Source organism: Motilibacter deserti (assembly GCF_011250635.1).
GTDB classification, from domain to species: domain Bacteria; phylum Actinomycetota; class Actinomycetes; order Motilibacterales; family Motilibacteraceae; genus Motilibacter_A; species Motilibacter_A deserti.
On sequence record NZ_JAANNP010000003.1, the window covers coordinates 1 to 18,973 of the forward strand.

20 protein-coding genes and 1 riboswitch are annotated in these 18,973 nt (G+C 73.7%); of the genes, 11 read left to right on the plus strand and 9 right to left on the minus strand.

The features are described from left to right. Positions 1 to 263: 263 nt before the first annotated feature. Positions 264 to 2,195 (minus strand): Xaa-Pro dipeptidyl-peptidase, encoded by a 1,932-nt coding sequence (locus G9H71_RS08225; protein WP_166280649.1) that lies wholly within the window; start codon positions 2,193 to 2,195, stop codon positions 264 to 266. 207 nt (positions 2,196 to 2,402) lie between these two features. On the opposite strand from G9H71_RS08225, the gene G9H71_RS08230 reads away from it, so the two are divergent. Together G9H71_RS08230 and G9H71_RS08235 are read left to right on the plus strand one after the other, a co-directional pair. Continuing rightward, complete coding sequence (locus G9H71_RS08230) at positions 2,403 to 2,825, plus strand: ATP-binding protein (protein ID WP_166280651.1); 423 nt, start codon at positions 2,403 to 2,405, stop codon at positions 2,823 to 2,825. Between the two features lie 121 nt (positions 2,826 to 2,946). Continuing rightward, positions 2,947 to 4,347 (plus strand): ATPase domain-containing protein, encoded by a 1,401-nt coding sequence (locus tag G9H71_RS08235; protein ID WP_166280653.1) that lies wholly within the window; start codon positions 2,947 to 2,949, stop codon positions 4,345 to 4,347. Between the two features lie 65 nt (positions 4,348 to 4,412). Here the strand turns inward: G9H71_RS08235 and G9H71_RS08240 are convergent, their stop codons facing one another. From G9H71_RS08240 to G9H71_RS08250, 3 genes are all read right to left on the minus strand, one after another. After that, positions 4,413 to 4,901, minus strand: coding sequence for a DUF456 domain-containing protein (locus tag G9H71_RS08240; protein WP_166280655.1), 489 nt, complete (start codon positions 4,899 to 4,901; stop codon positions 4,413 to 4,415). A 36-nt stretch (positions 4,902 to 4,937) separates the two neighbouring features. Continuing rightward, positions 4,938 to 5,975: a sigma-70 family RNA polymerase sigma factor gene (locus tag G9H71_RS08245; protein ID WP_166280657.1), complete on the minus strand. Its 1,038-nt coding sequence runs from the start codon at positions 5,973 to 5,975 to the stop codon at positions 4,938 to 4,940. 106 nt (positions 5,976 to 6,081) lie between these two features. Next, the gene (locus tag G9H71_RS08250; RefSeq protein WP_166280659.1) at positions 6,082 to 6,306 is read right to left on the minus strand and encodes a hypothetical protein; all 225 of its coding nucleotides are present in this window, start codon (positions 6,304 to 6,306) and stop codon (positions 6,082 to 6,084) included. A 184-nt stretch (positions 6,307 to 6,490) separates the two neighbouring features. Here G9H71_RS08250 and G9H71_RS08255 point away from each other — a divergent pair, with 184 nt between their 5' ends. Together G9H71_RS08255 and G9H71_RS08260 are read left to right on the plus strand one after the other, a co-directional pair. Further along, entirely contained in the window at positions 6,491 to 6,883 is a 393-nt protein-coding gene (locus G9H71_RS08255; RefSeq protein ID WP_331272879.1) for a DUF2267 domain-containing protein, read from the plus strand. Positions 6,884 to 7,073: 190 nt separating this feature from the next. Beyond that, the gene (locus G9H71_RS08260; protein WP_166280663.1) at positions 7,074 to 7,541 is read left to right on the plus strand and encodes a DUF3140 domain-containing protein; all 468 of its coding nucleotides are present in this window, start codon (positions 7,074 to 7,076) and stop codon (positions 7,539 to 7,541) included. Positions 7,542 to 7,685: 144 nt separating this feature from the next. On the opposite strand, the gene G9H71_RS24980 is transcribed toward G9H71_RS08260, so the two are convergent. Continuing rightward, entirely contained in the window at positions 7,686 to 8,330 is a 645-nt protein-coding gene (locus tag G9H71_RS24980) for a transglycosylase family protein (protein WP_331272841.1), read from the minus strand. A gap of 4 nt (positions 8,331 to 8,334) precedes the next feature. Further along, a riboswitch (cyclic di-AMP (ydaO/yuaA leader) is annotated at positions 8,335 to 8,514 on the minus strand. Between the two features lie 212 nt (positions 8,515 to 8,726). On the opposite strand from G9H71_RS24980, the gene G9H71_RS08270 reads away from it, so the two are divergent. Then, positions 8,727 to 8,993 carry a DUF3072 domain-containing protein gene (locus tag G9H71_RS08270; RefSeq protein WP_166280665.1) on the plus strand — a complete coding sequence of 89 codons (267 nt, stop codon included), beginning with the start codon at positions 8,727 to 8,729 and terminating at the stop codon, positions 8,991 to 8,993. Continuing rightward, positions 8,990 to 9,193, plus strand: a complete 204-nt coding sequence (locus G9H71_RS08275; RefSeq protein ID WP_166280667.1) for a hypothetical protein — start codon at positions 8,990 to 8,992, stop codon at positions 9,191 to 9,193. Before G9H71_RS08270 ends, G9H71_RS08275 begins: the two co-directional genes overlap by 4 nt. A gap of 8 nt (positions 9,194 to 9,201) precedes the next feature. On the opposite strand, the gene G9H71_RS08280 is transcribed toward G9H71_RS08275, so the two are convergent. Next, positions 9,202 to 10,143: an NUDIX domain-containing protein gene (locus G9H71_RS08280; protein WP_331272842.1), complete on the minus strand. Its 942-nt coding sequence runs from the start codon at positions 10,141 to 10,143 to the stop codon at positions 9,202 to 9,204. A gap of 83 nt (positions 10,144 to 10,226) precedes the next feature. Between G9H71_RS08280 and G9H71_RS08285 the strand changes: the two genes are divergently transcribed. The 4 genes from G9H71_RS08285 (at position 10,227) to G9H71_RS08300 (ending at position 14,957) form a co-directional block, all read left to right on the plus strand. Beyond that, a complete protein-coding gene (locus tag G9H71_RS08285; protein WP_331272843.1) occupies positions 10,227 to 10,826 on the plus strand; it encodes a GNAT family N-acetyltransferase in 600 nt (199 codons plus the stop codon). Positions 10,827 to 10,891: 65 nt separating this feature from the next. Next, the gene (locus tag G9H71_RS08290) at positions 10,892 to 11,302 is read left to right on the plus strand and encodes a universal stress protein (RefSeq protein WP_166280669.1); all 411 of its coding nucleotides are present in this window, start codon (positions 10,892 to 10,894) and stop codon (positions 11,300 to 11,302) included. A gap of 142 nt (positions 11,303 to 11,444) precedes the next feature. Continuing rightward, complete coding sequence (locus tag G9H71_RS08295) at positions 11,445 to 13,118, plus strand: SpoIIE family protein phosphatase (RefSeq protein ID WP_166280671.1); 1,674 nt, start codon at positions 11,445 to 11,447, stop codon at positions 13,116 to 13,118. 291 nt (positions 13,119 to 13,409) lie between these two features. Further along, positions 13,410 to 14,957, plus strand: a complete 1,548-nt coding sequence (locus G9H71_RS08300) for an RNA polymerase sigma factor (RefSeq protein WP_166280673.1) — start codon at positions 13,410 to 13,412, stop codon at positions 14,955 to 14,957. 103 nt (positions 14,958 to 15,060) lie between these two features. On the opposite strand, the gene G9H71_RS08305 is transcribed toward G9H71_RS08300, so the two are convergent. Both G9H71_RS08305 and G9H71_RS08310 read right to left on the minus strand, forming a co-directional pair. Further along, on the minus strand, positions 15,061 to 15,399 hold the full coding sequence (locus G9H71_RS08305; RefSeq protein ID WP_166280675.1) for a hypothetical protein: 339 nt from the start codon (positions 15,397 to 15,399) through the stop codon (positions 15,061 to 15,063). Continuing rightward, positions 15,389 to 15,961: a hypothetical protein gene (locus G9H71_RS08310; RefSeq protein ID WP_166280677.1), complete on the minus strand. Its 573-nt coding sequence runs from the start codon at positions 15,959 to 15,961 to the stop codon at positions 15,389 to 15,391. The genes G9H71_RS08305 and G9H71_RS08310 overlap by 11 nt, the downstream gene beginning before the upstream one ends. 242 nt (positions 15,962 to 16,203) lie before the next feature. Between G9H71_RS08310 and G9H71_RS08315 the strand changes: the two genes are divergently transcribed. Further along, complete coding sequence (locus tag G9H71_RS08315) at positions 16,204 to 18,627, plus strand: phosphoketolase family protein (protein WP_331272844.1); 2,424 nt, start codon at positions 16,204 to 16,206, stop codon at positions 18,625 to 18,627. A 109-nt stretch (positions 18,628 to 18,736) separates the two neighbouring features. Here G9H71_RS08315 and G9H71_RS08320 read toward each other — a convergent pair whose 3' ends face one another. Continuing rightward, on the minus strand, positions 18,737 to 18,967 hold the full coding sequence (locus G9H71_RS08320) for a DUF7455 domain-containing protein (RefSeq protein ID WP_166280681.1): 231 nt from the start codon (positions 18,965 to 18,967) through the stop codon (positions 18,737 to 18,739). Between the last annotated feature and the right edge of the window lie 6 nt (positions 18,968 to 18,973).

The window sequence follows — 18,973 nt, forward strand, 5'->3', positions numbered from 1 at the left end:
GCCGGACGTCTTTGATAAGACGGTCGTGCCCCCGCACCCCCTAAGGGTGACGGGGGCACAGCCATATCTGGTCATGGCCACGATCGATCTCGAGGGCCCTGCACGAGGCGGCCCGCCCCGCACGGGATCATCCGCACCCGCCGCTTCGTCCCGCCTGCCGGCTGCGACCTGGCGGGGAGAGCGAGCCGGTCCGTCGGCCCCGGCCCAGAACACGGCGGCGGCACCTTCCCATGCCGGGAGGGGGCCGCCGCCACGTCGAGCGGTCAGATCCCCGCGTTGCGGGCTGCCTGCTGGCCGCCGACGATCGGCAGTGTGATGCGGCTGCGCTTCACCGAGACCGTGATGTTCGCCTGGTTGCGGTCGGCCTGGCTGCTGTAGCCCGAGTAGCTGCCGACGATCACGACGGCGATGCGGTGACCTGCCTTGAAGACGTAGTCCTCGGGCAGCAGCGGGAAGTCCACGACGTAGTCGCGCCCGGGCTCGAGCGCAGTGGCGGTGCGCCTCGAGGTGAGATTGAGCGCGTCGACGACGCCCTCGGTCACGACCTCCCGGTCAGCGGTGACCAGCCGCTTGGTCACCTGCTTGTAGCAGGCGTCGTCGAGCGGGCTCGACTCCCCCCAGCAGTCCTCGGGGGTCGTCGCGGTCACCGGGAGGACGCCGTCGCCTGACGTCCAGTTGATCCGCGTGTCCGCGCCCAGGTCGATGAGCACCGCGCCGAAGTTCGTGTCCGTCGCGTCGACCGACGCCGTCATCTGGACCGACGGCGTACCGGAGATGTGCACGTCAGAGCTCAAGGTGTCCGACATGAAGACAAGCTTGTTCGGTGAAGCCGTGGTGAGGTTGGACTGCACCGAGTTCCGCGACATCGAGATCGCGTCGCGGAAGGTGAGCGAGTGCTCCGCCCCCTTCTCCTGGACGTAGCCGAACCCGCCGGCCGCGCCGTCACCCTCTGCCCCTGGTACCGAGCTGCGGAACCACAGCCGGGTATCGGTGGCGCCTGGGGCGGGCCAGTCGGCGTACGTCGCCCAGACATCCGGCGCCCGCTCGACGTCGGCGATCGGCTCGTCCATGATCCCGTTCTGAACGCCCTGCAGCCAGTAGTCGAACCAGCGGTGGAGCGTGTCGACCCAGTCGGCACGCCGGGAGTCGAAGGGGTCGACGTGCCCCTCCTGGCTCAGCCAGATCTTGCGCGGCACCCCCTGCTTCGCCAGCGCGTACCACCACTTGCTGAAGTGGTCGGGCATGACGTTGTCGTCGTTGAGGCCGTGGTAGACGAAGACGCTCGCCTTCACCTTCTTGACGTCCTTGAGGTAGTCGCGCACCTCCCAAAACTGCGAGTAGTCACCGGTCTCGTCGCCGTCGTTGGCGTCGAGCACGTCACGCACCGGCTTGCAGTAGCCCCGGCGCTCGGGGTTCGTCACCGTGTTCGCGAGGCTGGCGAGGTAGTTGTTGCCGCGCAGGATGACGCCGTTGCTACGGGTGTAGTCGTGATAGCTCGAGATCGCCGAGATCGGCACGATCGTCGTGAGCCCCTCGACACCGCTGGCCGCGACCGCGTTCGCCAGCGTTCCGTCGTAGGACTTGCCGATGAGGGCTGACTTGCCGTTGTCCCAGGTGGCGAACTGCTCGGTGCCGGCGGCGTCGAAGGCGCGCGCCCGCCCGTTCAGCCAGTCGATGACGACCTTGGCGCTGAGGTTGTCGGACTCGTCGTGCACGGTGGGGCACCCGGTCGAGTTGTTCGTGCCGATCATGTCCATGAGGACCACGGCGTAGCCACGGGGCACGAAGTAGTTGTCGTAGAACAGCGGCCACTTGTCCAGCAGCCCGTCACCGTCGACGTCCGCCTTGAGCTCGGACTCGTTGCCCCGGCCAAGGGTCGAGTAATAGGGGCTCGGGTCCATGACGACGGGGACCTGAAGCCCCTCCGCGGTGGCGGCAGGGCGTTTGATGTCGATCGCGATCTTGTCGCGCGCGCCGTCCTTGTCGCTGTCGTACGGCGAGTCGACCCAGAGCCGCTCACGGATGGCGTCGGCGAACCCGAACACGGGCTGCGTCACGCCGTCGGCCACCACGATCTCGGGCACGGCGGCCGCGCCGGCGGTGCTCGGAGCGACGGCGACCAGCGCCGACGCGGCGGCCACGGTCAACGCGGCCGGTAGGACGAGGGCGGTACGGAGGTTCCGGCGAGGTCTCATGGAGTCCTTTCGCGGGCGGAAGCGGACGGGAGGCTGCACGCCATCTCACCGATCCGTGCGCAGTCTGGACACCGACACCTGTCGGAAGTGCGGCTCGCCCACCGCAGACACTGACGGGGGTGCCCTGCACAGGTGTCGCCGGGCGGCGGACCGGGGAGACACCAACGGATGCAGTGAGGGGGCGTGACGGACATGGGGAGGCACTCGTTGCTGGAGGGACACGCGTTCGCGGTCCCCCCGGGGGCTCCCCACGCCTCCGTGGACCTGCGCCCCGAGCCGAGGGCGGCACGGGAGGCGCGGCTCTGGGTACGGTCCCAGGTCCCGCCGCTCGGGCCCGAGGCCGCGGACGCTCTCGACATCCTCGTCAGCGAGGTCGTCACGAACGCCGTGCTCCATGCGCGGACCCGCTTCACCGTGGGCGTGACTCGGCTGGACTCGGCGGTGCTCGTCACCGTCGCCGACCACAACCCGCAGCAGCCCGAGCCGCAGGTGGAGAGTGACTCGCGCACCTCAGGCCGCGGCCTGGCCCTGCTGTCCGCGCTGAGCGATGACTGGGGCGTGGCCAGCGAGCCCGACGGCAAGTGCGTGTGGTTCGTCCTCGCGTCCGGCTCCGGAGGCGCCACCCGGTGACCGGCTCTGCTCCACCCGGCGCCCCGTATTCGATGCCGGACGCGCTGCCGGGCGCTCTTCCCACCTTGTGACCGCGGCCGACGCGGGCGCGCCCGGCGTCCCCGACCGGGGAGGCCCAGCAGTGCTGCCGCGGTTGGAGACGGGGATCCCCGGCTTCGACGTCGTCAGCGGGGGTGGGCTGCCACGCGGGCGGGCCACCCTCGTGTCGGGTGAGGCGGGCGCGGCCAAGACCGTCTTCGCCGCGCAGTTCCTCGCCGAGGGCGTACGCCGCGGTCAGCCGGCCGTGTTCGTCTCCCTCGAGGAGCCGGCCGAGGAGCTGCGGGCGAACCTCTCCACCCTCGGGTGGCCGATCGCCGAGTGGGAGCGGGAGGAGCTCTGGAGCTTCGTCGACGCGTCACCGGTGGTGGTGGGCGACACGGCGGAGGCGTTCAGCGACTACAGCCTCGAGACCCTCTCGGCCCAGATCGGGCGGGCCGTGGACGCGACGGGCGCTGTGCGGCTAGCGATCGACTCCCTGGACGCCGTCCTGCTGCGCTACGCCGAGACCGAGATCGTGCGCGGCCAGCTGCGCCGGCTGGTGGCCGAGCTGCGCCGCCTCGGGCTGACCGTCGTGCTCACGGCCGAGTCGCCCGAGGGCGAGCCGCGGCTGACCATGACTGGGGTCGGGCAGTTCGTCGCGGACAACGTGGTCGTGCTCCGCAACCGCCTCGAGGGCGAGCGGCGGCGCCGGACCGTCGAGGTGCTGAAGATGCGCGGGGCGGGGCACCGCGGAGGGGAGCACCCCTTCACCGTCCAGCCGGGCCGCGGCGTCGTGGTGCTGCCCGGGCGCGGGGACCGCCCGCTGCCCCTGCCCGCCTCGGACCGGGTGTCGCTCGGCACGGCGCAGCTGGACGAGCTGTGCGGGGGAGGCGCTTACCGGGGGTCGGTCGTGCTCGCCGCCGGTCCGCCGGCGTCGGGCAAGACGCTGCTCGCTGCGGCGTTCGCCGCCGCCGGGCCCCCGACGCTGTTCGTCGCGCTGGACCAGACCCGCGAGCAGGTCGTGCACGCCACCTGTGCGGCGGGCTACCGGCTGGACGAGGCGGAGCGGGCGGGGAAGCTGCGCTTCCTCCGGGTGCGCCCCGAGGCACCGGAGGAGCTGCTCGCGACCGTGCAGCACGCCGCTGATGAGCTCCGTCCCGCCCGGATCGTCCTCGACGGGCTCGGCGCGGTCCAGCGGACGGCCACGCGCGTCGTCTTCGAAGAGCTCGTCCGCGGGCTGGAGGCGGTCCTGCGCTCGAGCAGCGCGACCTGTCTCGTCACGACGACCACGCAGCCGTTGCTGGGGTCGCCCGTCGACCTCGACCCCGAGCTGCTGGCCGCAGCCGACTGCATCCTGCTGCTGCGGCACCAGGACCTCGGCCATCGACTGGCGCGCACCGTCACGGTGCTCGGCATGCGCGGCGGCGCGAACGGGCAGGCAGTGCGTGAGCTGCAGATCGGAAGCTCTGGGCTCCGACTCGCCCCGGTCACTCCGGCGGGCTGAGCCGAGCTGTCAGCCTGTCCCGCAGCTCCGCCCTCGGGTCGCGCCGGCTGGGGCTGGCACTGCGGTCAGGCCGCGATGACGAGCGCCGAGACGCCCCACAGCCCAACCGCGGCCACGCCAGCGGCCAGCTCGACGAGCACCCCGATCCCGATGCCCTTCAACGTGACCATGGTGGACGACCAGGCGTCGCGCTGGCTGTGTAGCCGAGCGTGCTCGGCCAGGTAGACGCCGAGGACGAACCCGAGCGGCAGGCCCACCACGGGCACGACGAAGAAGCCCACGACGCCGAGAAGCGCCCCGACACCGAGAGTCGTGCGGGGCGCTCCGGCCTCACGCAGAGCGCGGGCGGGCAGGAGGTACTTCGTGGCGGTGCCCGCGGCGAGCACGGCGGTCACGGCGGCCAGCACGAGCCACGGCGCGGGCCCGTCCTCCAGCCAGGCCCAGGCCAGCGTCGCGGCCCAGATGACAGCCAGCCCCGGCAGGACCGGCACGAGCACCCCGACCAGCCCGACGAGCATCGCCAGCGCCACGATCGCCAGCCCCCAGAGCTCCATGGCGTCAGGATGGCCCATGCCCGGCTGAGCTGGGCGTCAGCTGGCCCAGTCGAGCAGGTCGCGCGTCGCCGAGGGGTGGCGCAGCTTGGCGAGCGCCTCCTTCTCCAGCTGACGGATCCGCTCGCGAGTCAGCCCCAGCTCGCGCCCGATCTCGTCGAGGGTGCGGGCCCGGCCGTCCACCAGGCCATAGCGCAGCCGAACGATCGCGGCCTCGCGCTCGGGCAGCGTCGCGATCGCGCGGTGCAGCTCGCGCAGCATCGCCCGGTGCTCGACCGCCTCGACGGCCGTCACCGCGTCGGTGTCGACCACGAGCTCTCCCACGCTGGTGTCGAGGTCGTCCCCGACGGGGGTGTCGAGGCTGATGGCCTCGCGCCCCACACGGCGCAGGGTGATGACGTCCGCGACCTCCCAGCCGAGAGCCTCGGCGATCTCCTCGTCGGCAGGCTCGCGCTCCAGCTTGGCCGAGAGCTCGCGCAGCGCCCGGGTCAGCTTGCCGATCTGCTCGTGCACGTGCACGGGGAGGCGGATCGTCCGGGCCTGCTCGGCGAGCCCGCGCCCGATAGCCTGCCGGATCCACCACGTGGCGTAGGTCGAGAACTTGTAGCCCTTGCGGTAGTCGAACTTCTCGACCGCCCGCACCAGGCCGAGGTTGCCCTCCTGCACCACGTCGAGGAACGGCAGACCGCGGTGGCTGTGCTTCTTGGCCACGGACACGACCAGGCGGAGGTTCGCCCGCAGCATCTGGTCCTTGGCCCGCAGCCCGTCGCGGACGAGCGCCTCGAGGTCGGAGCGCCGGCTCGCGTCGAGGTCGGCGGGGGCGCTCTTGAGCAGGTGCTCGGCGTAGACGCCGGCCTCGATCCGCTGGGAGAGCTCGACCTCCTCCGCTGCGGTGAGCAGCGGGGTGCGGCCGATGTCGTCGAGGTAGAGCCGGACCAGGTCGGCGGTCGGGGCGGCGAGGTCGAGGTCCTGCTCGGACACGGGGCCCGCCGCGTCCGACACGCGGCTGGAGTCGGGAAGGGCCGGAGCCCCCGATTGCGTCTGCTGCGTCGTCTGCAGCCTCGTCTCGGTTGTCATAGCAAAGAGGACAACGCACAAGGGCCCCGCCGTGCTTCCGCCCGGTCAGGTGGCCTCCGGCACGCGGGCCCCGGCAGGCAGCCGGTCGAGGCGGTCTTCGTCCGCGTCAGACCAGCGATGTGCCCGGACCGTCCTCGGTCGGCTGTGCCCGCCGGGCCTGCTCCCGCGCCGGGTCGTCGCGCACCAGCGGGCCGCCCTCCCGCAGTGCCGACTCCATCTGCTCGGCGTCGGGCTGGGCCGGCGGCTTCGCGGCCGCGTCGCTGTCGGCGAGCCGCTGCGCCTCGCCGCCGGCCGGCGCGTCGGTCGGAAGGTCCTGTCCCGGAGTAGTCATGACCGAGGCGTACCCGTGGCGACCCATCAGCAACGCCTCCGAGCGAACCGGCTGGAGGAATTCCGTGTCCGTCTCGCTGCGTGACCAAGTGTGGACGAAATGTGACTAAGGGAGGGTTCAAGCCCTGGCGGCCGGGGCAAGGAAGCGCCAACGCGACGAGACCCCCTAGGCTCGGAGGTTGTCCGTGCACTACGCCCAGCTAGCCCGCCTGGTCCAGCACCGCGCCCGCATCGCGTCACCGGCCATCGCCGACCGGGCCACGAGTGCGACCCTCCGGGCGCTGGCGGAACGAGTACCCGACACCGTTGCCGCCACCCTCGCGGAGCGGCTGCCTCCGGACCTGGCGGCACACCTGCGCGACGGCCTCGAGGCATCCGGGGTGCCGGACCCGGCGCTGGCCGACGACTTCGTCGCCCTCGTCGCAGAACGGACCAGTTTGGATGCGCCACGTGCAGCGTCGGTCGCGCGGACGGTCTTCCGGATCGTCGACCTGGAGAGCGGGGGAGGGCTGGCCTCACGGCCGCGTGGGGTGCTTCCCGAGGACGTACGCGACCTCGTCGCCCGCTCCTCCCGGTAGCGCGGCGCGGAGTCGGTCTCGCCGGCCGGGATGGATGTCGCACTGCTGGGCATAGGGTGCGCAGATCCCGAGGTCGCCAGCGGCAGGACCGGAGGCGACGAGACCGGGCAGTGACGGGGCCGCGAGGATCGCGCCGAGGGTGCCGGGCGGGACGCCCGGCGACGGGACGGACAGGTCGGAGGGAGACCACATGGACCGCGGGCAGGACCTCGACGCGCTGTGGGGCGAGTTCCACAGCGTCGTGACCATGACCTCGCGCGAGCTGCAGGAGTTCTTGCGGGCCGACGCCTCCAGCGAGGAGGCCGAGCCCATGCCGGGCCTCCAGCCGGAGACGGGCAGCGCACAGGACGGCGTGGCGACGGGCGCTGCGGACACGTCGCCGGCGGCGGCCATGGGCACGATGGCCGTCGACGACCTCGGGCCGGGGGAGCAGGCTGCCCTGCAGGACGACCACCTCGGCGAAGCGGTGGCTTCGGTGCTGGCCAAGCGCAAGACGGACCTGACCGAGACCGACCTCGACGTCATGCGAGCGGTCATCGACCGGGTCCGCGCGGCGTACCCCGAGGGCGACTTCACCCACAACACCATCGACCTGCGTGACGACGCCCTGCGGCGGACGCTGATGTCCGTGGGGCACGACCCGCTGCGGGTGCACTAGGTCGAGGAAAGCCCGCGCCCACGCGGAGCACAGAGCGGATCAGGCCCGGTACGAGCCGAAGGAGGCCTGGACATGCTGAGGGGCGGCGCACTCGGTGCGCCGCCCCTCACCTGTCTGCGTCCGCCCCGCTGGAACGGGCCCCCGTCAGAGGAACTTGCCGCAGTGCGGCCACGGCCGCGAGCCGCTGCGCTTGTAGAGCAACTGCGCCCGGTAGGTCTGCTCCTGGGCGGAAGCGCGGTGCGGCAAGCCCGAGCCGCCGACGCCGCGCCAGGTGCCCACGCTGAACTGGTAGAGGCCGTAGTAGCCGGCCGGGTTGACCGCGCGGGGGTTGCCCCCGGACTCGCAGCGCGCGAGTGCCGACCAGTTGAGGCCGTCGAGGCCCAGGCTGCGGTCGCCGATCTTGCGGTCGGCGGACCGGGAGGCGGGTGCCTTGACCTTGGGCAGCGCCCGCCACGTGAGCGCGTCGGCCTTGCCCGTGACCGGGAGGTGGTTGCGGCGCTGGAACGCCTTGAGCGCCGCCGCCGTCTTGGGGCCGAACTGACCCGTGACGGAGACCTTCAGGCTGGCCTGCAGGTCGCGGACGGCGCCGCCCTGCGCTCCCTGCACGAGGAGCGGGGTCCGGACGACGGCCTTGCCCTTGGCCGGCGCGGCGCCGGCGCCCGAGCCGCCCGCGGCCAGCGCGGCGGTCGTCAGGCCCGCTCCGGCGACGGCGACGATCGCGCGCGGAGCGGTCGAAGTGCGTACGGCGCGGTGGCGCCCCTGATAGGGACGCAGGAAGGAACTCGGCACGCGAGGTGGCCCTCTCCAGCGCCTGCGAAGTGAGCTGTCGGGTTCGGGAGGAGATTTCCCGGCCGCGTGTCGCGGCTTCACCCCAAGGACGGGTAGAACTGCACCCGCCCGCGGATGGGTCCCCCGCTCCTGCCCGTGATCCACGGAAACCTCGTGCGCGGGCAGGACTCGGCGCCGCACGAGAGACCCGCAGCAGGAGCTGCGGGACGTTTAGACGGTAGAGCAGGCCCTCAGGCCCCGTCCAGCCCACGCGCCGTGGCGTGGGGCACAGCCGGACCGCCGCGTACGCGGCCGCAGCGGGAGCCGCGCTATGTCGGGCGGCAGGGGCCTTGCCCACGGGTCCGGTGACGGGCGCGGGACGTTCGCGCGCGGCGGGGGTGGGGTAACCGTCGCCACATGACGGACAGTACGAGCAACGCCCCGAGCGACCAGAACGACGATGCGAGCGGCGGCCCCACGGACGAGACCCTGCGGCGGTCGACCGAGAAGGACCCGAGCGACTGGGTCACCGGCGGGGAGCCGGCGACCGGAGCCCAGCTGAGCTACCTGGGCACGCTGGCCCGCGAGGCCGGCGAGGAGGCCCCGCAGGACCCGGAGGAGATCACCAAGGCGGACGCGAGCCGGGAGATCGACCGGCTCCAGGAGGAGGTGGGCCGGTCGTGAGCGCGCCCGAGCAGAAGCACACCCCGCCCGGGCCCACCGTCCCGTCCGGGGACGAGGGCCTGCGCGAGGACTCGGGGCAGGGCCTGCCGCCGCACGGCGACCTGGCCGAGCACCTGGTGGCCCGCGGGGAGAGCGCCGGCTCGCCCGAGGGCTCCGGCTCCGTCGACCCGACCGCGGAGCAGGAGACCGGGCACTCTTGAGCCGGGCGCTAGCGGCCGCCGGGCGTACGCCGCTCCTCGAGCAGGCGGCGCAGCCAGGACGTCCCCACTGCGGGGACGCCCTGGTCGGCGCATCGCCGGCGCAGCTCGCGGTCGCTGGTGACGACCAGCTGGGCGTCCGGACCGTCCGGACCGTCCGTGGCGGCGGCCCGTCCGGCGGCCACCACGTGCACCACCTCGTCGTCACCCGCCCCGCGGCGGTGCCCGGGCGTCCGGCTTGCGGCGACGACCCGGACGCCCGCGACCGCAGGGCCCGCGGCCAGGCCCGCGGCCGCGCCCTCCACGACGAGGACCGTCTCCGGGGCCCACACCTGCAGGGCGGGCAGGCCCAGCTCGGGAGGGAGGGCTGCTCCCGGCACGCGGAGCCCGGCCAGCTCCTCGCGCAGCCGGGCGGCCGCTGCGCGCCGGTCGCGCCACCAGCCGTCGGGCCGCGAGCCGACGACGTTGGCCCCGTCCACGACGAGGCGCAGGCGCCGCCCGGCGGCCGGGCGCAGCAGCGGCCAGGCGTCGGCCAGCCCCGGGTGCAGCGGCCGGTCGGCGACCTCGTCGAGGGGCACCCACTCCAGCGCGGCACTCTCACCGTCCACGGGGGTAGCGGGAAGCCGACGGGCCACGCGCGCGAGCACGGTCGTGTAGGACCAGCCGCCGTGGTCGATCGACAGCTCCCCGGTGACGGCGCCAGGCGGGACCTCGACGCCGGCCTCCTCCGCGGTCTCGCGCAGCGCGGCCGCGACAGCGTCCTCGGCCACGTCCCGGGCTCCGCCGGGAATCCCCCAGGTGCCGCCCTCGTGGCTCCAGGCGGCGCGCAGCTGCAGCAGCGCCGAGCCCTCCGCGACGAGCAGCAGGCCGGCAGCTCCCACCCGGCCCCAGTGCCGGTGCCCCGCCGCGCACTGCGTCCAGCCGTCCCCCGTGCCCGTCGCGCCCAGCGTCACGCAGCCGAGGGTAGGCGGAGCTCCCGCGCGGATGGCCCGCGCCGGGGCCGCGGGTGAGCACGCCCCGGGCCGAGGCGACGCAAGTGGACGTCGTCCGCGTGCAGGAGGAGGACTGGCAGCACGTCCGCGCCCTGCGCCTGACGATGCTGGCGGACACGCCGCTGGCCTTCACCGAGACGCTCGAGCAGTCGCGGGCGTTCGACGAGCGGGAGTGGCGTCGCCGCGCGCGCCGCGGCTCGGCCGGCAGGGGCGTGGCCACGTTCGCCGCCCGCGACGCGGCCGGCCGATGGGTCGGAACGATGGGGGGTGTGATCGAGTCCGCCGGACAGGCCTTGCTGGTCTCGGTCTTCGTCGTCCCTGAGCACCGCGGCGGGGGTGTCGCCGACCTGCTGCTGGACGAGGTGCTGCGGTGGGCGCACGTCGAGGCCGGGGCGACCCGCATCCGGCTGCTCGTGCACGAGGCAAACCCGCGCGCCGCCGCGTTCTACGCCCGGCAGGGGTTCGTCCGGACCGGGCGGACCGAGGCGTACCCGCTCGATCCGACGGCCCGGGAGGTCGAGATGGCGCGCCCGCTGGGAGCCGGCACGGACCCCTTCACCGGGCCCTCCACACGGCCCTCCGCACGGCCCTCGGCGCGGCCCGCCATGGGCCTGGTGGGCGATACCCGCCCAAGATACGGATAGCGTTCGCTCGCAACCCGCGCGAGGACGGGCACGCACGAGCACAGCGAGACGCAGGAGAGGCCGCGATGACGATCGTCGTGGGCTACGTGCCCAAGCCCGAAGGGCGTGCTGCGCTGCGCCGTGCCGCCGAGGAGGCGCGCCTTCGCGGCGAGCGCCTCGTGGTGGTCAGCTCGCTGCGGGCGGTGCGCGACACCGGAGCCGACGCGGACAACCAGTACGAGCAGGAGCTGCTGACCGTGCGCGACGCGCTCGAAGCGGCCGGCATCGAGCACGAGGTGCGCCAGCTCGTCCGCGGCCAGGAGCCGTCCGAGGACCTCATCGCGATCGCCGAGGAGGTGCATGCCGACGTGATCGTGATCGGGCTGCGCCGGCGGTCGCCGGTAGGCAAGCTGATCCTCGGCAGCAACGCGCAGCGGATCCTGCTCGACGCGCCGTGTCCGGTGCTCGCGGTCAAGGCCGACGAGGACGACCGCTGACGCCCGTTCTTCCGGGGGACTGATTCCGCCGATCGCCGTACCGTGACGGCCGCTCACGTTAGCGTGAGCGGCAGCGGGGGCCGATGAGCGCTCGCGGACGACGACCCCGTTCCTCGGGGCGCGCGGGCGAGAGGGAGGCGGCGTGGCGCCGGGGGACGAGGCGGCCGGCACCAGCGAGGCGCTGGCGCCTGCCGACGCGGCGCTGCTCGAGATGCTCGTTCAGGAGGCGCCGCTCGGGTTCGCCTTCTACGACGCCGAGCTGCGCTACCGCGGCATCAACCGCGTGCTGGCCGCGGTCAACGGCCTGCCGGTCGAGGACCACCTGGGCCACCGGCCCGCCGAGATCCTCGGGAAGCTCGGCCTCGCCGTCGAGCAGATGCTGCACCGGGTGATGGAGACCGGCGCCCCGGTCTACGACGACGACTTCGTCGGGACCGGGCCGGACGGGAGCGTCACCCGCTGGCAGTCCCAGTGGTTCCCGGCCCGAGACGAAAGCGGCCGCATCCTCGGCGTCGCCGTGTTCGTCGCCGACGTCACGCAGCGCCGGGAGACCGAGGACGCGCTGCTCACGGCGTACCAGCGGGCCGAGCGGCTGCTCGCGGTCACGACCCGGCTGGCCACCGCGCTCACGCTCGCCGAGGTCACCGCCGTCATCGCCGACGCGGCGCGCTCGCTCGGCGCGGTCGTGGCCGGGCTGGCGCTGCTCGACGGCGACGACGTCGTCTACCAGCCGGGGTCGGGGCTCGTCGCCGGACCGGCGCCCGACGCGGCCGGGGCGCTGCGCCTGCCGCTGGGCACCCCGGTGCCCACGGCCGTCGCCGTCCGCACCGGCCGCCCGGTCTACGTCGCGTCGACCGCCGAGCTGGTGGACCTCGGCACGGACCCAGCGTGGATCAGCCACCAGCTGGAGTCGACCGCGGAGCGCTCCTGGGCCGCCGTGCCGCTGCTGACCGCGCGCGGCACGCTGGGCGCGCTGCGCGTCGCGTTCTCCGAGCCCCACGCGCTCGCCCCCGAGGAGCGGGTCTTCCTCGAGGCGGTCGCGACCCAGTGCGCGGTCGCGGTCGAGCGCGCCCTGCTCTACGAGAACGAGCACAGGACGGCCGAGGCGCTGCAGGCGAGCCTGCTGCCGGACCGGCTGCCGGCCGTCGCCGGTGCACAGCTCGCGGCGCGCTACCTGCCGGCGTCGCGGGCCGCGGCCCGCGGCCGGGAGGCGACCGCCGTCGGGGGTGACTGGTACGACGCTTTCCCGCTGCCCGACGGGCGGCTGGCCGTGACGCTCGGCGACGTGATGGGCAAGGGGGTCAACGCCGCCGCGGGGATGGGCCGCGTGCGGGCGGCCCTGCGTGCGCTGGCCTTCACCGACCCCTCGCCGACGGCCGTGCTGTCCGGCCTGGACCGGGTCTTCTCCGCCACCGAGGGGCTCGAGCAGATCGTGACGCTCGTCTACGGCGTGCTCGACCCGGCCACCCGTACGCTCACCGCCACCGCCGCAGGCCACCCCCCGGTCGTGGTCGTGCCCGCCGAAGGCCCCGCCCGGCTGCTCGCGGTCGTGGAGCTCGCGACGCCGCTCGGGGTCCCCGAGCCGCGCTCGGAGCGGAGCCTCGAGCTCGCGCCGGGCGACACCGTCCTGGCGTTCAGCGACGGGCTCGTCGAGACCCGCGAGGCCGGGATCGCCGCGGGCCTGGAGACGCTGGCCGCCGGCCTGGCCGACTGCGGGGGCCTCGGGCTCGAGGCCTTGCTCGACCGCGCCATCGCCATCGGGGCGAGCGTGGGCGAGCGCTGGGACGACGTCACGCTGCTCGCCCTGCGGGTGTGACCGAGCCCACGAAGCGCCACCCGGCCGGCCGGGACGACACCGTGTGACCGCCCGTGACGGGCGCGCCGCAGCGACCGGCGATCGGCGCTGCTGGCGTGGCAGAATGGTGCGGTTGCTGCCCTGAGGAGTTCGAGGGTGGCGACGAGAAGGATGCTGGAAGGCCACGCTTCTCGCGAGCGGCGCCGTCCGGCAGCAAGAGCCGCCATCGCCGGAAGGGAACGTCGCGACAGACGTGCCCGGAGCCCGGTCCTGCCCGTCCTGCACGGTCGCCCGTCCAGCGAGAGGTTGTACGTGTCGTCGGTCACCCCCCGCCCGCTTCCGCCCGAGTTCGCCGTCCCCGAGGTGCAGGAGCTCCTCACGACCGGCAGGTCAACCGGTTCGGTCACCGCAGCTCAGGTGCGCGAAGCGTGTGACGGCCGCATAGCGGTCGCGCGTGTCAAGGCCGTGCTCCGTGCGCTGGCCGAGGAGGGCGTGACGGTTGCGCTGGACGCGCCGGCGCCCGCGCCGCGCCGGGCCGTGGCCGCGACGACCGCCCGCCGCGCCACCGCGACCTCCTCCGTCGAGGCCGCCCCCGCCAAGAAGGCCGCGCCGCGCAAGGCCGCGGCCAAGAAGGCCGCCCCCGCAGGCAAGGCCGCGACCGGGCTGGTGGACGCCTCGGGCCCGGGCGACGACGCGGTCGAGCCCGACGACGTCGCGCTCGACGACCTGGCCGAGCCCGGTGGCCCCGGCGACCTCGTGGACGGTGTCGACACTGTCGACGGCACGGACGTGGTCGACGGAGCGCCGGACGCGCCCGAGGGCGCGGAGGCGCCGGAGGGGGAGGCGCCCGCTGCAGCGCCGGCGGCGGCCAGCGAGGACGGGGAGACCGAGGAGTTCGTCCTCTCCGACGACGACGCCGACGAGCCGGCCCAGCAGGTCGCGACCGCCGGCGCGACGGCCGACCCGGTCAAGGACTACCTCAAGCAGATCGGCAAGGTCGCCCTCCTCAACGCCGAGCAGGAGGTCGAGCTCGCCAAGCGGATCGAGGCCGGCCTCTTCGCCGAGGAGAAGCTCGGGTCGGGGGAGAAGCTCGCCCCCAAGCTCAAGCGGGAGCTCGACTGGATCGCCGAGGACGGCCGGCGCGCCAAGAACCACCTGCTCGAGGCCAACCTCCGCCTGGTCGTCTCGCTGGCCAAGCGTTACACCGGGCGCGGAATGCTCTTCCTGGACCTGATCCAGGAGGGCAACCTCGGCCTCATCCGTGCGGTCGAGAAGTTCGACTACACCAAGGGCTACAAGTTCTCCACCTACGCCACGTGGTGGATCCGGCAGGCGATCACCCGCGCCATGGCCGACCAGGCGCGGACGATCCGCATCCCGGTCCACATGGTGGAGGTCATCAACAAGCTCGCCCGCGTGCAGCGCCAGATGCTCCAGGACCTGGGCCGCGAGCCCACGCCGGAGGAGCTGGCCAAGGAGCTCGACATGACCCCGGAGAAGGTCGTCGAGGTCCAGAAGTACGGCCGCGAGCCCATCTCGCTGCACACCCCGCTCGGCGAGGACGGCGACAGCGAGTTCGGCGACCTCATCGAGGACTCCGAGGCCGTCGTCCCGGCCGAGGCGGTGTCGTTCACGCTCCTGCAGGAGCAGCTGCACTCTGTCCTCGACACGCTCTCCGAGCGCGAGGCGGGCGTGGTGTCCATGCGCTTCGGGCTCACTGACGGCCAGCCCAAGACGCTCGACGAGATCGGCAAGGTCTACGGCGTGACGCGCGAGCGCATCCGCCAGATCGAGTCCAAGACGATGAGCAAGCTGCGCCACCCGTCGCGCTCGCAGGTGCTGCGCGACTACCTGGACTGACAGCTCCAGCTACGCCCGGCCCCCGTCCTGCCCGCAGGACGGGGCCGTGTCGTTGCCAGGGCCGGGTGCTGCGGCAGCCGGGGGCAGCCGCGCGGCCGGCGGCTCAGCTGCGCGGCCGGCGGGCGTACGCCGCGCACTGCTCGATCATGGCGCGCACCCCGGCGTAGGGGTCCGGGCCGGGGCGCGCGGGCTTCTCACGCACGTCGGCGAGCGCCGGGCGGCAGGCCAGGCAGCGGTCGAACACGTCGAGCGCGACGTCGTCGCCGTGGGCCTCGCAGCGGCCGGTGCGCTCGGTACGCCGGGCCGCACGCGCGTGGTCGCGTGCCTGCTCCTGCGGGGTGGGGCAGAGCCGGCACGCCGGGCGCGGGCGCTCGCCCGGGTGCTCCGGGCAGGACTGGGCCCCGTGCAGGGTCGGGACCTCGTCGCGCCAGCTACCGCTCACGGCTCGCCTCCTCCTCGGCCGTCCCGGCCTCCAGCGTGTCGAACAGGTCCTGGGGGAACGCCACCGGCTGCGGCCCCGCGGCCGGCCGGCGGCCGGCCGGGGATCGCTCCTCGAGCAGCAGCTCCTGCCACTGGGCCAGCCGCCGGCGCCACGCCGCGCGGGCGGCCGACAGCTCGCCCGGCGCCCGGCTGCGGGCTCGGGCGTAGTCGTGCAGCGCCTCGCGCAGCGCGGCTCGCGCGGCCGCGAGGTCGGTGGGCACGGGGAGGGCGGGAAGGACGTCCGCGCCCGGTGGCGGGACCGGGCCGGCCCAGGTGCGCGCGGCGTGCAGCTCGTCGCGCAGCGCCTCCTGGCGCACCAGCAGGTCGGCCCACTCGCGCAGCGCGTCCGCGAAGTAGAGGTGGGCCTCGGTTCCCGCCCGCCCGGTGCGCCGCGCGCCCTCGTGCCCGGTGCCCCGCACGGACTCGAGCCGCCGGCCGGAGAGCACGACCGCGCGGTGCGCCCGCGCGACCTCGGTCTCGATGCCCAGCAGATCGACCTCGCGCGGCTCCTGCGACAGCGTCATGCAGCCTCCCGTCGGGGCGCCGAGCCTACCCCGGCTGCGGCCACGCGCCGGCCGCCAGGAGGCCGTGCACGGCCCCACGTGCGGGGAGTTGGTCGCTTGCGCGCATGACGAAGGTCCCTGGGCGGCCGACGCCGACGCTGCGACGCTGGCGGTGATCGACAGGGCTCGGCGTGATCCGTCATGGTTTGTGCAGGACACCCGACGGCTCCGCCAGCCCACTCACCCGAAGGGAAGGACCGCACGTGGCTCTGGACACGGCGACCGGCACGCAGGCCGAGAGCGTCCTCGACGCCCTCGCGAACCCCACCACCGAGGAGGTCGAGTCCCTCGACGCGTGGTGGCGGGCGAACAACTACCTGACCATCGGGCAGATCTACCTGCAGGGCAACCCGCTGCTGCGTAAGCGGCTCGCCTCCGAGCACATCAAGCCCCGCCTGCTGGGCCACTGGGGCACCAGCCCGGGGCTCTCGCTGATCTACACCCACGTCAGCCGGCTCATCCAGCGCACCGGGCAGGAGGCCATCTACCTGGCCGGCCCCGGGCACGGCGGCCCCGCGCTGGTCGCGGCGTCGTACCTCGAGGGCAGCTACACGGAGACCTACCCGCGTGTGACGCAGGACGAGGCCGGCCTGCTGCGCCTGTTCCGCCAGTTCTCCAGCCCGGGCGGCATCCCCAGCCACGTCTCGGTCACGACCCCGGGCTCGATCCACGAGGGCGGGGAGCTGGGCTACGTCCTGGTCCACGCCTTCGGCGCGGTGATGGACAACCCCGGCCTGCTGGCGGTCGCGGTCGTCGGCGACGGCGAGGCCGAGACCGGGCCTCTCGAGGGGTCGTGGAAGGGCATCTCGTTCCTCAACCCGGCCCGCGACGGGGCGGTCCTGCCGATCCTGCACCTCAACGGCGCGAAGATCGCCGGTCCCACCGTGCTCGCCCGCAAGGACCCCGAGGAGGTCCGCTCCCTGCTGCGCGGCCACGGCTACGACGTGATCGAGGTCGAGGGCGCCGACCTGCCCGGTATGCACTACCGCTTCGCGGCGGCGCTCGCCGATGCGTACGGGAAGATCCGGGCGATCCAGGACGCGGCCCGCGGCGGGGACTGGGACGGGCAGCGCCCGCAGTGGCCGCTCATCGTGCTGCGGTCACCGAAGGGCTGGACCGGGCCGGAGGAGGTCGACGGGGTCAAGGTCACCGGCACGTGGCGCTCGCACCAGGTGCCGCTGTCCGGGGTGAAGGGCAACGACGAGCACCTGGCGCTCCTGGAGAGCTGGCTGAAGTCCTACCGGCCCGAGGAGCTGTTCGACGCCTTCGGCGCCCCCACCGAGCTGGTACGCCGCGCGAACCCGGCGGGCGAGCTGCGGATGAGCGCGTCCCCGCACGCGAACGGCGGCCTGCTGACGAAGGACCTCGACCTGCCGGACTTCCGCGACTACGCGCTGGACGTGCCGCGCCCGGCGGCGGTCAAGGCCGAGTCGACGCGGCAGCTCGGCGCCCTGCTGCGCGACGTCTACACCCGCAACGACGACCGGTTCCGGCTGTTCTGTCCCGACGAGACGAACAGCAACCGGCTGGGTGCGGTCTTCGAGGTGTCCGACCGGGCGTTCATGGAGCGCGTGACGCCGGAGGACGTGGCGATCGGGCGTGACGGGCGCGTCATGGAGGTGCTGTCCGAGCACAACTGCCACGGCTGGCTGGAGGGCTACACCCTGACCGGCCGGCACGGGATGTTCGCGACGTACGAAGCCTTCGCGATGGTGAGCGCGTCGCAGACGGTCCAGCACGGAAAGTGGCTGGAGGAGGCGACGCACCTGCCGTGGCGGGCGAAGGTGCCGAGCCTGAACATCCTGCTCACCTCGACCGCGTGGCGCAACGACCACAACGGCTTCTCCCACCAGGGCCCCGGGCTGATCCAGGTCGCGCTCACGCAGCGCAAGGACGTGGCCCGGGTCTACCTGCCGCCGGACGCGAACACGCTGCTCTCGGTGGCCGACCACTGCCTGCGCTCACGGTCGTACATCAACCTTCTCGTCATCGACAAGCAGCCGCAGCTGCAGTGGCTGACGATGGACGAGGCGGTCGAGCACTGCCGGCGCGGCGCCGGGATCTGGGACTGGGCGGGCAACGACGACGGCAGCCAGGACCCGGACATCGTGCTGGCGTGCGCCGGCGACGTCGTCACGATGGAGACGGTCGCAGCGGCACAGATCCTCAAGGAGCGGCTGCCGCACTTCCGGACGCGGGTGGTCAACGTCGTCGACCTCATGACGCTGATCCGCCCCCGCGACCACTCGCACGGCATGGAGCCGACGTACTTCAAGGAGCTCTTCACCGACGACACGGACGTGGTGTTCGCCTTCCACGGCTTCCCGGGGGCGATCCACCAGCTGGTCCACGGGCGGCCGGACGCGGACCGGTTCCGGGTCCGCGGCTTCATCGAGGAGGGCACGACCACCACGCCGTTCGACATGGTGGTGCGCAACAGAACCTCGCGCTACCACCTGGTGATGGACGCGATCAACAACGCCAAGCGGACGCCGCGGGGAGCGACCGAGCTCACGGCCTGGTGCGAGCAGAAGCTCGCCGAGCACAGCGCGTACGTCGTGGAGCACCTCGAGGACATGCCCGAGGTCCGGGACTGGGCGCTGGGCGACTGGGCCGAGAAAGGTTGATACGCCCCGCTTCAGCGGGATCCGCAGACGCGACGAGCCCCGGTGCAGCGCACCGGGGCTCGTCGTCAGTCGGGGTGCCCCGCACACCCGGGGCGTTCGTCAGTGCGCGTCAGCGCTCGTCGGCAGGGGCGGTCGACGGAGTGCTCTCGAGCCGGCCGCTCTCGTCCTGGATGTCCGAGGCGACCTCACGCAGCTTGGACGCGTGCTCGCGGCCGTGGTGCGCGCAGAAGAGCAGCTCGCCGCCGGACTCGAGCGTCACCCGGACGTACGCCTGGGCGCCGCAGCGGTCACAGCGGTCGGCCGCGGTGAGGGCAGCGTGGGTAGCAAGGGCAGTGGTCACGGTCCC

What these genes read in the sequence shown, in the direction of transcription:
- G9H71_RS08225 (WP_166280649.1), bottom strand. Translation starts at nt 2,195, where the DNA reads ATGAGACCTCGCCGGAACCTCCGTACCGCCCTCGTCCTACCGGCCGCG.
- G9H71_RS08240 (WP_166280655.1), bottom strand. Translation starts at nt 4,901, where the DNA reads ATGGAGCTCTGGGGGCTGGCGATCGTGGCGCTGGCGATGCTCGTCGGG.
- G9H71_RS08245 (WP_166280657.1), bottom strand. Translation starts at nt 5,975, where the DNA reads ATGACAACCGAGACGAGGCTGCAGACGACGCAGCAGACGCAATCGGGG.
- G9H71_RS08250 (WP_166280659.1), bottom strand. Translation starts at nt 6,306, where the DNA reads ATGACTACTCCGGGACAGGACCTTCCGACCGACGCGCCGGCCGGCGGC.
- G9H71_RS08260 (WP_166280663.1), top strand. Translation starts at nt 7,074, where the DNA reads ATGGACCGCGGGCAGGACCTCGACGCGCTGTGGGGCGAGTTCCACAGC.
- G9H71_RS08270 (WP_166280665.1), top strand. Translation starts at nt 8,727, where the DNA reads ATGACGGACAGTACGAGCAACGCCCCGAGCGACCAGAACGACGATGCG.
- G9H71_RS08290 (WP_166280669.1), top strand. Translation starts at nt 10,892, where the DNA reads ATGACGATCGTCGTGGGCTACGTGCCCAAGCCCGAAGGGCGTGCTGCG.
- G9H71_RS08310 (WP_166280677.1), bottom strand. Translation starts at nt 15,961, where the DNA reads ATGACGCTGTCGCAGGAGCCGCGCGAGGTCGATCTGCTGGGCATCGAG.